This window comes from Paenibacillus sp. FSL H7-0331 (assembly GCF_001956045.1).
This window is the reverse complement of the sequence record NZ_MRTH01000011.1, coordinates 66,091-79,787: the sequence shown is the minus strand read 5'-3', so window position 1 is coordinate 79,787 and position 13,697 is coordinate 66,091. Positions and strand designations below refer to the sequence as shown.

Here is a 13,697-nt window from a genome sequence, read left to right as displayed (position 1 = left end):
CCTAGCTGGCTTTGGCCGGCTGGGATGCAGCTGTTTTGGGAGGCAAGGTGCTCAAATAATTCATCGCATCGTCTAGCGTAGCCACAGGAATTACCTTCATATGTGAATGAATTTCCTCAGCCCGCTTAACCGCATCCGAATAATTCGGAATATTTCCCGTTGCTGCCGATACTTCATCTTTGGGAGCAAAAAAGATATCAGCACCAGCTTTATCGGCTGCAATAATTTTATGCTGAATGCCCCCGATCACACCTACTGCCCCCTTTTCGTTGATGGTTCCTGTACCCGCAATGGTATACCCCTTCGTGATATCCTCAGGCAGCAGACGATTAATAATTTCCATTGAGAACATAAATCCCGCGGAAGGCCCGCCGATTTCCCCAGCTTTTATTGTGACCTGCTTGGCCTCATCATCTGTTTTGATGGTTTGCACAGTTGCTGGTACAATACCAAGCCCTGCACGTCTTTCCTCTGGCTTGGCGGCAGAAGCTCCCTCATCGGCTGGAAGTGCCTCGAGCTTGATCTGGGCTACTCTCGTTACTTGCTTCCTTTTGTAAGAAACCGCAACAGTTTCACCAGCCTTTTTGCTTTGCAGCAGCTTTTGCAGCTCCTGACTTTGTTCAATAGGCGTGTCATCCACCTTCACAATGTAATCTCCAGCCTGAAGCACCTCGTTAGCCGGATAATTTTTGAAAACCTGCACGACGACTACGCCATCATTCATAATTTTATAAGGAATACCTAGCTTATGGTAAGCAGCTTGCAGAGCACTAGACTGCGAGGACAGCATGTTGACCTCCTGCCGCTGCGAATACTCCTGTTCGGTCTCATCCTTGCGCAGCAGCTCCGTCTTCATCCGCAGCTCATCATAAGGCCGAACGAACGTCATCAAATAACTGAATATAGTCGCATCCGATACTCGTACTGTTGTAAGCATAAAAACTCCCTTATCCGGATCGCCTGTCTCTTTGGCTTGAACCATAGGGTGAATGACCTCGGCAGTACCGGCTGAGAAAATAAACATCGGCAGCGGCATTAAGTACACAACATATACAATGACAATGGCAATAAATACAGAAACAACAATTCTAGAAATACGTTTACTTTGTCTGATGTCTTGCATAATTGATTCCCCCTGGGCCGAGTGTGCTTACTCGAATCGTCAGCTCGCATACATCTCATCAGGTTTGACCTGCTTGGTCTAAACCATACGGAAAATGCGTAAACATGTACCATCCTGTGTTCCGGAGTGAGGCCGATGTTTACCGCGAAACGCTTGACAACTCTCTTGCTGGGATGTCTGGCAATGCTATTGGTTTTTTGTATGATCGTGTTTCCTGACCGTATATTTCAAGCTTCCCTACAGGGCTTATCCATTTGGTGGAAGCTAGTATTCCCAGCATTGCTACCTTTTCTAATTATAACGGAGATCCTCCGTGGTTTGGGCTTTTTGCATGCACTTGGCACTTTGCTTGAGCCGCTTCTTCGTTACCTGTTTCGCCTGCCAGGTGCAGGTGGATGGCCTCTCTCTATAGGACTCACTGCTGGCGCTCCCTCTGCTGCGATCGCTATAGGAGAATTAAGACGCAATAAGCTGGTAACAAGAGGTGAAGCTGAGCGACTGCTCTCCTTAAGCCACGTAGCAAGCCCGATGGTACTTGTAACCGTCATTGGTGTCGGTTTTATGAACAATGCCAAATTAGGCATGGCGCTGGCCCTGCTCCATTATGGTGCTGTGTTGATTATGGGACTTCTAGAGCGATTGAAACAGACAAGCGTGGCTGAGGAGGAGCCAGCCATTGCCACGAGTCGTCTCTCTTACCAAGCTGCGCATTCTACACACAGCACGGTACGTAAAAGTATAACCGCATTAAGAGCCGCCCATGCCAACGATGGACGAACTTTTGGCAAGCTGCTCGGTGATTCAGTAGCTCACAGTATCCAGCAATTAATGGTCATCGGCGGAGTTATGATCATATTCTCCGTACTTGCACAGGTAATTGCCATCAGCTCGATCACCGAATATGCAGCAATGGTACTTGCAAAAAGAGATTGGATTCCTTTACATGAGGCAACCTTGCTATTAAATGCCTTGCTGTCCGGAATACTTGAAATCCATTTAGGTGCATTTGCGATGGGCCAGAACAACTTGTTGGCTGACAATTGGCAGTACGCCATCCTGAGTGCCTTACTCGGCTGGGGAGGATTATCTGCACATGCACAGGTAAAAAGCTTTACCCTATCGACAGATATTCGTTACCCGGTGTTTTTGCGCTCTCGATTACTTCATGCCGCTATTTCTTTTATTTTGACAGCTGTGTTCTGGAATCCGCTTAATCAATGGTTAGCCGGAATTGCATCCCCTGTATTTCTCTCCCATCCAATACTGACGCAAGCGGTCCATTCCGTTCAGACTGATGCACGTTTGACTAATGGCAGTCAAGCCTTTGATGTATGGATGCTTATGAGTCCGATCATGCTGTGGCTCGGTATCGTATTGCTGCTGCTGTTACTGCTATCTGTCATTATCGCATTCGTTGTGCAATCCTTGGGGCGGAGCGCTCCGAACAGCAAGCGGTAGTGGCCTTAGCTCATCGCGTTTACGAACTTGGCACGCATAGCTTTATCGACCACATCCGGCACCAAATCGACCACAGGACCATGAAAACGCGCGATTTCCTTAACAATACTGGAGCTCAGATAGGAATATTTGGGCGTAGATGTCATAAAAAAAGTTTCAATATTTTCGTCCAGCTTCTGGTTCGTTGATGCCATTTGAAGCTCATATTCAAAATCAGACACCGCACGCAAACCGCGTACGATGAGATGTGCATTTTTTTTCTTCATATAATTAACAAGAAGGTCACGAAAGCTGTCAATCTCCACATTCGGTACATCACTGGTGACCTTTCTCAGCAGCTCTACACGCTCTTCTACCGTAAATAATGGATTTTTACTCGAATTGTTCAGTACGGCAACCACCAGCTTATCAAAAACCTTGGCAGAACGACGAATAATATCCAAATGACCGTTCGTCACCGGATCAAAGCTGCCTGGATAAACCGCAATCTTGACTCCAAAATGTTCAATACTCATTATGTGATGACCTCCTTCTGAAATAGAACATTACTTAACCGCATCCGCGTCATTTTTATAAATGGTTACCGCCGTGTCGCCATACTCAGCGCGCCGAACCCATTGTAAACGTCCGATTGCATGCTGATATGTATCCTCAATATCATGCTCCACAACGATCGTAGCTAATGGATTCAACAAATTGTGCTGATCCAGTTGTTCAAGCAGCTCTTGTGCGAGCTTAATACGATAAGGCGGATCCACAAATACAAGATCAAATTTGGCCTCACGCTTAACTAGAGCCTTCAACGCGCGCCGCGCGTCGGTACAGTAAATACCAGCCTGCTCTATAAACCCAGTTGCTTGCAAATTTTGTTTTATAATGTCGATACTCTTTTTATCTATATCCGTGAGGACTGCATGATCCATTCCTCGGCTGAGCGCCTCAATGCTTAAACCGCCCGTCCCTGCGAATAAATCGAGCACCTGTCCCCCTTCAAAATAAGGACCGATCATGCTAAAAATCGCCTCCTTGACCTTATCGGTCGTTGGACGCGTTCCTGTACCGGGCACAGATTTCAACTGTCTACCCTTTGCACTGCCTGAAATTACTCTCATGTAAATCCACCTTCTGCTCAATAGTGATCCTATCGTACCATAAACGGAAACTTTTGCACAAAATTTTGTTACTTTATGTATATTTGTTTCTTTAGCTGTGAATACTTGGATTATCGGCATCCGAAATGTCGTAGACAACCGCGGAGAAGACTTACGTTCCCCATAAGCTCTTCATCCGGTTTCTCCTCTCCCATTGTTTAGGACCCTGCGAAGGGTCCTAAATTTTTGTTGTCGAAATTTATTGCTGTTCACACTACGCCTAAAATTATCGATTAATACAAAAAGGTAGTGCTAATAATAACTAAAAGTATAAACAGTACAAGAATAGCACCTGTGGAAGTAAAACCGCGATGTCCAGCTATTTCACTCAATGTTAGCTCCCCTTTCAATGGAAATCATTAGGATATGGAACATAATCATAATATGAAATAAATGGCTCTAAAGATTGGGCTTCAACTAAAGGGATGTAACCCATCTACGTTGTTTATTCATATATTTTTCGAAAATATTAATTGAGCGGTATTATCAAAGATGTAAGCACTTGCATATAAATATAATGTGCCCCAATATGGTCGCATTAAATTTATTGGAGGTGTACTATGAGAACAAGAAATTCATTAACTGCCTTATTCGGCTTTTGGTTTGTTATCTCCCCATGGGTTCTTGGCCTATCTAACCTTTCTGTAGTTGTGTGGACTAGTGTTTGTTTAGGAACGCTTCAGCTTTGCGCTTCCCTGTTGGCTCTTAAGAAATCAAAATTTAATGTTTTGGAAAACTGGTTCACGTTACTTACCGGATTATGGTTCGCCATTTTTTCAATAAATTTCTCATTAAGCTTCAGCCAAACCTGGACTGTAGGAATACTCGGTTTGCTAACCGTGGCGCTAGTTTTGTGGAATATGGATACCACTCTATAAATTTGTAAACGGTTTCATTGACTGGTTCATATTATGCTCAAATCGATTGCTGAATGTGATTATTATACCCTCTACAAACTTTTAACAAAAAGCCAGTTAATATTTTACAATTGGATGCTACTCTAAAGTTACATTCAAATAAAAGTGAGGTCATACTATGAACATTGTATTAGAGGAAATAGAGATACATCCTTCTAACAGCTGTTTGGCTGATTACAACAGGTTCACTAAACTCTCATCATCGGAACTAGCTGCTGTCCAAGGACGCTATTATCGTGAGCTTCATCAACTACAGCATGAACTAGACGAATTATTAAATGATCTGCGTCAGTGTATACTTAACAATAAAAGAAAATAAGCCCTTACTTCTTTTTGAAGATTAGAAAAAACCTAAAGTGAATTGTTCACTTTGGGTTTTTCAATTTGTGTCCCTACACGTTCTGAATGAGACATTTCTTAGATTAGCTGCTTGATGGCGATTGATCTATCTTCGAAAGCTATTTTCAAGTACAAATTAAACTGACTCTATGTTACTCTGATGAAAGTATACAAAAGGAGCCTCCCCAATATGACTTTTGATAAGATGACCTCCCTTTCATTGTGTATCGTTGTACTGATTGTCATCACCGGCATCATCCTGGTTGTCATGAAGCGGCAGCGTAAAAATCAGAATCCATTCGCTGTACACGCCAAAAATCCCTCCCGAAAGCAGAGACAAACGGATTCATCCGGAAAACCTTCAAGCCAGCAGCAAAGCTGCTCCTACTGCAAACGCAAGGTAAATCCGAAGGAGCTCGCGTTTTATTCCGGACATGAGAAGGTGGTTGGCGTATGTAAAACCTGCAGACCGATTGCAGAGCGTCAATCTTTACTTAGACTATAGATAGAATGATGACCAACACAGAGGAGCGAAACCAAATGAGCTTTATGCTGGATAAAATGGAAAACAAGATCGAGTTTTTTGAAGCTTACGATCTCAAAACGCTAGAAAGAAAAATTGCTGAGCAGATTGATAATAATAAAGCCTTGTTATTAGGCGTCCATTCCATCAGCCATAACATCGTCTTCAACCCGCTTCATAATAAGATGCTATACAGCGCGGTCGTTCATTTTAAAGCCTTGTAATTGGGTGAATTTCTCAAGTGAAGCTGATTATTTCTCAAATAATACATATCATTACAGTACGAATATTCTGACTATTTGATCTGTAGTTATGCTATAATAAGCTTGTAAGCCAATCTCGCAGATGGGGTGATTAAAGTGCTATTTACTAAAATCCTTGTTGCGTTTGATGGTTCTAATCTCTCTAAAAAAGCACTCGAAAAAGCAGTCAGCTTGGTTCAAGAGCAAACCCGTATTTCTCAAGCACCGCATTTAGATATTATCCACGTTTACCATTACCCTTCTGTCGCTAGCACTCCCTACTTTGTGGATGCGACTGCAAGCACTTACATTATTGAGCAGGGGAAAGCGATTATAGAAGAAGCCAAGTCCTTCGTACCCGCTGAACTTTCTGTCAAGTATGTTCTTCTACAAGGTCCACCTGCTGCAACCATACTTCAATATGCCGAAGAGAAGCATCACGACCTCATTATTACCGGCAGCCGCGGCTTGGGACCTATAAGAGAATTCTTTCTGGGCAGCGTAAGTCATCACATTGTTCACAATGCTAAGGTACCTGTATTAATTGTAAAATAAAGCGAAAAGCACGTACTCTCTTTTTTTGGGAGTACGTGCTTTTTTATTGAGTTATTATAAATGAATGATTGCCTATTGTCTTACCGTGGTGTGTCCAGCAGTTGGGAATGGGCCTTCAAAAAGTTGTAAAAGAACGTAGCAGCTTGCGCACGGGTTACTTTCTCATAAGGAGAGAAGGTTTCACCATTCAACGTGACGATATCCAAGGCGCTCACGATCGCAATGGCTCCTTGATTGGGCAGCTCATTCACATCTGTTGCCTTGGTCGTGAACAACCCTTTAACCTTGGACAGATTACTATATCCAAGTGCCTTGACAATCAGATCGGCTACTTCAGATCGAGTCAATGCAGCATCTGGGTCAAATGTGCCGGATGCCCGGTCAATCAGATTATAATCAATTGCATTTTCTACGTAAGGAAAATATTTGGAATCCTTGGTTACATCAGAGAAGCTGGCCGAACGATCGGCATAATCAGAAGTAACCGGAAAATAACCGCCATTCAAAGTCGTAATAAACATTTGCACCAATTCACCACGCGTAATCAATGCATCCGGCTGTACTTTGCCATCCACCAGATCCAGTGCCTCATAATCGAGCATAAGTTTTAAAGCTTCTTCTGCCCAATTTCCCTTTAGATCAACGGGATCGGTAATACGCGGATGTACGATCTGGTTGGTTTCGTTATTTCTCCATTCCCCGGTACCTGCATCCAGATAAGTCAGCTCACGGAATTGAAAAATTGGCTTCAGATTATACACAAGCCTAGTCTCAATCTGTGCCATCGGAAGCGTAAGGTCTTGCTGCTGAGCATACTCATTGTCCTTATCCACAACGATATATTGCTGTTCCACCTTATACTGGGACATCCAAATATCTCTGGCCTTCTGGACAGATATAACCTTCGGCGGCTCGGCCGGATAATACGAAGTAAGCAAATTGCTGTTGAATTCCTGGATTTCTGCCGTTTGTCGATCATAGCTGATCGTAACGGAATCATTGGGGATATCAACTCCATTGATATTGCGTCGGAAATAATACTCAAAGGTTTGCATTTGTTGGAGTTCTTCTTGTGTATACCCGCCATATTGAGGATCCAGATACAATTCATGAGCATAATCTGGCAGCAGCTGTTTGACCGACTCCAGTGCCTTTATTTTTAGCTCGTCATAACTGGGTGTGCCTGATTGGGAAGTTACCTTTGAGTCCGCATAATTAAATGCATACCTGGAATAACGCAGCACAGCGCCTGTACTGCTGTCCACAGTTGCATATATCGAAGAATCGTCGTATTTCTTATCTGAAGCAACTGACCAGCTTAAATCCCATTCAAAAGAAGTCACGCCTGTAATCGGATCGGTGTTTTCTTGATAATCGGTTGCTTGCAACTTCGCACTGGCCGGAAGGGGGATGACTGATGATACTTGTGCTGCAGCCTGTTCCTTGGTCAGTTTCTGCGCCTTAGGTAATCCATTCGTAATACGCTTGTCGCTAGCCGGAATCGCTTTGGGCTGCTTCTCTTTCTTTAATCCTGAGGGCAGGAGTGCTTCCCCTGTCTCGGCATCCAACAAAAAAGCATCCGTCTCATACGCCACAGCAGGCGCAGCAAATCCGTTTGGAGTATTAGGAACGATATATTGGAGACGAGGCTCTGCCAATTTATTGAATTGCTCAGCAGCTTGTCCAAGTGAGATCGGGTTACGCGGTGCCTGGAAAGTAAGCTGCTCGTCCCATTGCAGCATGTAAGAAAGAATTTTGCCTTCGCCATTTACAGTCATCACAACATAATTTTGCGGGAATACGACTCCGTTCACGACTCTCAAATAACAAAGTGGATATTCTACGTTGCCATCAAGCGGTTTACGGAAGCTTTTCTCATAATCCTCATCATATTGAAGCTGGCTTATTTCTTGCGGATTGGTCTTGGTTATGTAATCTAGAGCCGTTTGCTTGGCATGCTCCAAATCGATCTTGGGCGGGAACGTAAGTTTCTTGTCAGTGTCCATTTCATTAATATAAAAGGAGAGCAGCTTTCCGGTATCTGACTCTATCGTCACGCTGATATCTCCATAGCTTTTCTGATCCTTTTTCGAAAAAGAAATGATCCAGGAGCCGCGACTGTTGCTTATTGTGTACACATTGCTTTGATAACCTACCCCCTCAAGAATGTAGCCACTTGGGATAGCCACATACTGTTTGGCCAGCTCGATGGCCCGGTCACGCTTTATTATTGTATCTGCAGGTGCCTCGTCGCTGCCCTCATACTCTAATTCAAGCAGTTCGGCTTCCTTATCAGCCACAGTCTGTGCTTGTGGGCCTGGGTACACATGATTGGCATATAAAGATTGTGCCGAGGCAGGAGCAACGGAACCTAGGAGCAGAACGCTCGCGATACTGGCAATTCCGATTGTTTTCATAAGATTCCTGTCTCCTCTCGTTCATGGCTTTAATTAACACTTTCTAATTATAACGTTTATTCAGGAAAAAGGTTGCATATTTCTTCCAAAACAAAAGAGCCTCTACCCAATTACTCGGTAAAGACTCCTTAAATACCCGTCCAACTGTTAGAAACAACCTGCAATCCAACGCTTGCAGCAGTACTTAAGTCGTTGGAAACATACCCGTCGATATTGCTATACGGTTCCAGCTGTTGATCGTATTGATCGCCATAATCAAATTAACAAACTCGGTTTCATCAAAATGCTCCCGAACCTTTTCATACAATTCCTGTGAAACCCCTTCTTTGGATATAAGCGTTACAGCTTCTGTCAATGCCAGAACGGCTTGTTCGGCCTCTGTATAAAATGGAGCTTCACGCCAGGCACTTAGCAAGTAAAGACGCTGCTCCGTCTCACCCATTGAACGTGCATCCGCGGTATGCATATTGAGGCAAAAAGCACATCCGTTAATTTGTGAGGCTCGGATTTTGATCAGCTCATACAGCTTTTTATCCAAACCGCAGCTTTGGATGAAGCCTTCCATTTTCAACATCGCTTGTAGGGCTTGGGGTTGGACCTCACGATAATTTAATCGGGTTTGCATACAAATCTCTCCTTTGGTAATCTCATTTATTGGAACTACACTAATAAGACCGCTAAAGGCATGATTCTGTGACCAAAAGTGAAAAGATTGTATCCCGATATCCCGAGTACTATCGGTAGTGCTTAAGCTTATCAGGATTGGATACCTTGTAAATCGTTTGTATAGCAGAGAGGTCCTCCGTCATCTCGAAACAAACCGAACATTTAAGCTGCCCTTGTTGAATGAGCACAATCCCAAGTTCGCCATTGATCTGTACCAGGCGGTATTCACCTGCAAGAGCTCCCTTCTGGAATATGCCCTCCCAAAAGGCTTGAATCCGAGCTCTTCCATAAATGGGATTAAGCGCCGCCCGTACTTTGCCACCTCCATCGGTAAGCAACGTGCTATCTTCAATCAGCAAATGAATAAAAGCTTCGAAGCTGCCAGTTCTTGAAGCCTGGATAAATGCTTGAACAAATGCTTGCATCTGTTCGCCGTTTAGAGGAGTAGTGGCAGCCTCTTTATCCCGATCAAGTTTCGGCTTCAGACGACTCATCATCTTGCGACAGCTTACTTCGTTTTTACCCAACATCTCGGCGACATCCTTGTATTCAAATTCAAGAACCTCCCTCAGCACGTACACAGCCCGCTCCATCGGAGACAGCTGCTGGAGCAGCACAAGTAATGCATAAGTAACGGTTTCTTCCAGCACGATTCGGTCCTCTGGACTTCGCTCATTCATCTCGATGTCCGGTTCCGGAAGCCATGGACCGATATAAATTTCTCTTTGCTTACGAGAAGAATTCAACAAGTTTAAGCAGCGATTGGTCGTGATCTTGGCCAAATACGCTTTGATATGATGCACATCCTCCAGGCTTGTCTGCTGTAAGGATACAAATACATCCTGAACGATATCCTCTGCATCCGTTATCGATCCCAGCATTCGGTAGGCAATGGATAAAAGAAGGGGCTTATATGTTGTATACACCTGTTCAAATTTCATGAGTCTGTTTCTCCATTATTGGGTAGATTTGCGTACAGCAGCTATATCTTGACTTGTATCCGTATACCGATTTCCATTTACAACAATTGCATAATAAGCTATAGTATGATCTATAATATGATAATGCATGACCCGGAGGAGCCTGCCACTGCAGGCTTCTTTTTGTCTTTTTTGGAGTTCTGAGTGGGCTGTGGCAGGTGCACGGAGTCAGGATCGCACTATCTCAAGGAGGACATCATGGACAATCAGGCAATATTAGCAATTGGCATTTTTTTAATTAGTTACGCGCTCATTACCTCGGAAAAGATTCATCGTACTCTTGCCGCCATGCTGGGCGGTATCGTGATGATCATCTTGGGGGTCGTTAGTCAGGAAACGGCTTTACATCATATTGACTTCAACACATTGGGTTTGCTCATTGGTATGATGATTATGGTATCGATAACTTCTGAAACCGGTCTTTTTAAATATCTGGCTATATGGGCTGCCAAGAAAGGCAAAGGTGAACCCGTAACCATCCTGATTTATTTGGCTCTGATCACAGCTTTTGGATCAGCCTTGTTGGATAATGTGACCACTGTACTGTTGATGGTTCCTATTGCCTTCAGTATAACTCGCCAATTACAGGTAAATCCTTTGCCCTATTTAATTGTCATCATTATTACTTCTAATATCGGTGGCACCATGACCATGATCGGCGACCCACCCAATATTATGATCGGGAGTGCCGTCAAGGAACTCACTTTTATGGCATTTATTAATAATTTGTCTCTCATCTCAATATTCATATTGATCGTTACCTTAGTCATCTTTGTACTTATTTATCGCAAGCAGATACAAACGACTCCGGATTTGAAAGCCGGGATCATGCTTATGGATGAAAAAAGCGAAATCACGGATCCACTTTTACTCAAAAAATGCTTAAGTATGCTTACACTAACGATTGGCGGTTTTTTTATTCATCAAATTATTCATGTGGAATCCGCAACAGTAGCGTTAACGGGTGCGTTCCTGCTGCTGCTTTTAACAGGCGAGCATTACCTGGAGAAATCTTTGAGCCGAGTTGAATGGACCACCGTCTTCTTTTTTATCGGACTGTTCGTCATTGTCTCTGGACTCGTTGAAACCGGAGTTATTGCAAGCCTCGCCAAGCAGGCCGTTCAGCTTACAGGCGGAAATGAAGTAGCGACCGCGATGCTGATCTTATGGCTTAGTGCTATTGCTTCAGCTTTTGTCGATAACATCCCTTTTGTGGCAACCATGATTCCCTTGATTCAGGATATGGGTACGATGGGAGTCACCAACCTGAACAGCTTGTGGTGGAGTCTTGCCTTAGGCGCATGCTTGGGAGGAAACGGTTCCTTGGTTGGCGCCAGTGCCAATCTGATTGTCGCTGGAATGGCAGCCAAGGAAGGACGCCCGATTACTTTTCTAGCCTTCCTGAAGATCGGATTTCCTTTGATGATTCTTTCGATTGTTATATCCAGTGTGTATATTTATTTGCGCTATCTGATTTAAAAATGGAACAACAAATGAGCGGATTGCCCTATTTGAAGGACAACCCGCTCTTTTTTTAAAAGCCTGCTGTTACTGTTTCCGTTCCATTGTCCGTCAGACCAGCTGTATTATCAAATCCTGAATTACTATGAACCATATTGGACTGGCAACGGTTCGAGCCAATCTTCACAGCTGATATCGAACATTGAAATAAACTATTACCGGTAACCACATTTTGTTTGGCAGTAGAAGCATTACCTTCGCCGATCGTATCGATCAGAATACCTAGCTCGACCCGACGCACCTCGTTTGCCTTCAGCGAATTGTCAGAACCATTGAGCACAACAATACCACGCACACTGGTGTCGATTTTATTACCCGTCATTACATTTCCATAAGGCCGATCATCCCCGGCGTTGTCTGCCGCCTCCAGTTGAACACCTGCGAATGTCGCACGTGTGATCGAATTGTTCACGATGTGATTATAGCTGCAAGCATCCTTGAGTCTAATTCCATAGGTACAGCTTGTCTGCTTGTCGATCAAACCAAATGCCGTGATTGCATTACCGTCTATCACATTGTACATGCATACGGAAAGCTTGGAAGACACCGTAATCGCTGCTTCGAGACAAGCTTCCATCACATTGCCCGCAACCAATGTGTAGGAGCAGCCTGCCGTTAGTTGAATGCAGGACCTAGGCAGACTTTTAAAATGATTCCCTTGAATGATATGATTTGCTCCACCTTCTGCCGTCACCCCATATCCCTCATAAGCACTATCTCCAGCTACGAGCGAGATGAACGAACAATCCTCAATGGTGACATGCTCAGAACGAGCCAAGTGCACACCATTAGCTATTCCTTTAAATAAGCATTTGCTAACACGAATAAACGATGCCTCTAGAATATGAATACCACGCTCAACCATAGAAGTTACTGAACTGGTAATATTGCCGATTCCTTCAAAAGTCAATCCTTCAATAGAAGCTTGTTTACCCTGAGCGGGACACATTACCATCTGTATGTTCACCAGACCCGCTTTAAGAACCGAAGCTTCCGCACCTGCTCCAAGCAGATGAACCTTGGAACGCAAAAACAACCCCGTTTTGATTATATATCGACCAGCAGGAAAATAGACCGTTCCTCCAGAAACAGCCGCTGCGTTAATGGCTGCCTGAATGAACGGGCTATCGTCCTGATCACTGCGATCATTTCCCTGAGCGCCAAAATCTTTAACGTTATACCACCATGTATTCGTATTCCCAACAGGGACCGTAACGGCCGCCTGGGCTCCACCCGGAAATCCGGCACCTGCAGCAAGTAACACACCTGCGGCACTTAAGCCTGCCAGCAGTTGCCTGCGGGTTATCGGTTTATTCGTATGTTTGTCCGTATCTGTAGGTTCCAATGGCAACAATGAAGGTTCCTCCCCCTGAGCAATCTACCCAAATTATAACTTGGGAGCGATCACTCTGGCAACCCGTCCAAGCATTTCTCTGCCATCTTCCATACCGCAAGCAGAACACCTTATTAACGGAACATACTCCACAGCTTAATTAAATGAAAAGTACTGTTCGGGTCAATCTTTTGGGCAATCACAAAGCTGATCATATTCTCTGTCTGCTTGTCTGTCAATTTCTCGCCTAGTACCTTGGATAGCATACCAACAAATCGCCTCACCTTGGAGCGATCCTGCAGATCATATTTGGTTACTCCTTGCAGCATCATTTTGATTCGTTCCTTGGTGTCAGGATTTTTCATTTTCAGCTTTACACGTTCTACAAAAGCCGGCTCAAATCCATATTTTTGATAGCTCATTCCTGCGAACACCTCCGACCGAGAAAATAGAACCCATAGTAAGTCTATGT

The 13,697-nt window shown here is 44.1% G+C and carries 15 protein-coding genes; 6 read left to right on the top strand and 9 right to left on the bottom strand.

What is annotated here, in order from left to right; translation table 11 throughout:
• Position 1: 1 nt before the first annotated feature.
• On the bottom strand, positions 2-1,123 hold the full coding sequence (locus BK127_RS17710) for a SepM family pheromone-processing serine protease (RefSeq protein WP_076232652.1): 1,122 nt from the start codon (positions 1,121-1,123) through the stop codon (positions 2-4).
• Positions 1,124-1,258: 135 nt separating this feature from the next.
• Here BK127_RS17710 and BK127_RS17705 point away from each other — a divergent pair, with 135 nt between their 5' ends.
• Positions 1,259-2,581 (top strand): nucleoside recognition domain-containing protein, encoded by a 1,323-nt coding sequence (locus tag BK127_RS17705; protein ID WP_076232650.1) that lies wholly within the window; start codon positions 1,259-1,261, stop codon positions 2,579-2,581.
• Between the two features lie 5 nt (positions 2,582-2,586).
• On the opposite strand, the gene coaD is transcribed toward BK127_RS17705, so the two are convergent.
• From coaD to BK127_RS44825, 3 genes are all read right to left on the bottom strand, one after another.
• Positions 2,587-3,096, bottom strand: a complete 510-nt coding sequence (gene coaD / locus BK127_RS17700; RefSeq protein WP_076232647.1) for a pantetheine-phosphate adenylyltransferase — start codon at positions 3,094-3,096, stop codon at positions 2,587-2,589.
• 30 nt (positions 3,097-3,126) lie between these two features.
• Entirely contained in the window at positions 3,127-3,693 is a 567-nt protein-coding gene (rsmD, locus tag BK127_RS17695) for a 16S rRNA (guanine(966)-N(2))-methyltransferase RsmD (RefSeq protein WP_076232645.1), read from the bottom strand.
• A gap of 272 nt (positions 3,694-3,965) precedes the next feature.
• Complete coding sequence (locus tag BK127_RS44825) at positions 3,966-4,064, bottom strand: YjcZ family sporulation protein (RefSeq protein ID WP_256711359.1); 99 nt, start codon at positions 4,062-4,064, stop codon at positions 3,966-3,968.
• A gap of 228 nt (positions 4,065-4,292) precedes the next feature.
• Here BK127_RS44825 and BK127_RS17690 point away from each other — a divergent pair, with 228 nt between their 5' ends.
• The 4 genes from BK127_RS17690 to BK127_RS17675 all read left to right on the top strand — a co-directional run bounded on the left by BK127_RS17690 (position 4,293) and on the right by BK127_RS17675 (position 6,308).
• On the top strand, positions 4,293-4,610 hold the full coding sequence (locus BK127_RS17690; RefSeq protein WP_076232642.1) for an SPW repeat domain-containing protein: 318 nt from the start codon (positions 4,293-4,295) through the stop codon (positions 4,608-4,610).
• Between the two features lie 568 nt (positions 4,611-5,178).
• Positions 5,179-5,493 (top strand): hypothetical protein, encoded by a 315-nt coding sequence (locus BK127_RS17685; protein ID WP_076232639.1) that lies wholly within the window; start codon positions 5,179-5,181, stop codon positions 5,491-5,493.
• A 35-nt stretch (positions 5,494-5,528) separates the two neighbouring features.
• Positions 5,529-5,735 (top strand): DUF2536 family protein, encoded by a 207-nt coding sequence (locus tag BK127_RS17680; RefSeq protein WP_076232636.1) that lies wholly within the window; start codon positions 5,529-5,531, stop codon positions 5,733-5,735.
• A 135-nt stretch (positions 5,736-5,870) separates the two neighbouring features.
• The gene (locus BK127_RS17675) at positions 5,871-6,308 is read left to right on the top strand and encodes a universal stress protein (RefSeq protein WP_076232634.1); all 438 of its coding nucleotides are present in this window, start codon (positions 5,871-5,873) and stop codon (positions 6,306-6,308) included.
• Positions 6,309-6,388: 80 nt separating this feature from the next.
• Here BK127_RS17675 and BK127_RS17670 read toward each other — a convergent pair whose 3' ends face one another.
• The 3 genes from BK127_RS17670 to BK127_RS17660 form a co-directional block, all read right to left on the bottom strand.
• Positions 6,389-8,725 (bottom strand): S-layer homology domain-containing protein, encoded by a 2,337-nt coding sequence (locus tag BK127_RS17670; protein WP_076232631.1) that lies wholly within the window; start codon positions 8,723-8,725, stop codon positions 6,389-6,391.
• A 184-nt stretch (positions 8,726-8,909) separates the two neighbouring features.
• Positions 8,910-9,350 (bottom strand): carboxymuconolactone decarboxylase family protein, encoded by a 441-nt coding sequence (locus BK127_RS17665; protein WP_076232629.1) that lies wholly within the window; start codon positions 9,348-9,350, stop codon positions 8,910-8,912.
• A 109-nt stretch (positions 9,351-9,459) separates the two neighbouring features.
• A complete protein-coding gene (locus tag BK127_RS17660) occupies positions 9,460-10,332 on the bottom strand; it encodes an RNA polymerase sigma-70 factor (protein WP_076232627.1) in 873 nt (290 codons plus the stop codon).
• Between the two features lie 237 nt (positions 10,333-10,569).
• Between BK127_RS17660 and BK127_RS17655 the strand changes: the two genes are divergently transcribed.
• Entirely contained in the window at positions 10,570-11,850 is a 1,281-nt protein-coding gene (locus BK127_RS17655) for an ArsB/NhaD family transporter (protein ID WP_076232625.1), read from the top strand.
• A gap of 55 nt (positions 11,851-11,905) precedes the next feature.
• On the opposite strand, the gene BK127_RS17650 is transcribed toward BK127_RS17655, so the two are convergent.
• Together BK127_RS17650 and BK127_RS17645 are read right to left on the bottom strand one after the other, a co-directional pair.
• Positions 11,906-13,246: a glycosyl hydrolase family 28-related protein gene (locus tag BK127_RS17650; RefSeq protein ID WP_076232623.1), complete on the bottom strand. Its 1,341-nt coding sequence runs from the start codon at positions 13,244-13,246 to the stop codon at positions 11,906-11,908.
• Between the two features lie 113 nt (positions 13,247-13,359).
• Positions 13,360-13,647 (bottom strand): stage VI sporulation protein F, encoded by a 288-nt coding sequence (locus BK127_RS17645; protein WP_076232620.1) that lies wholly within the window; start codon positions 13,645-13,647, stop codon positions 13,360-13,362.
• Positions 13,648-13,697: the final 50 nt, after the last annotated feature.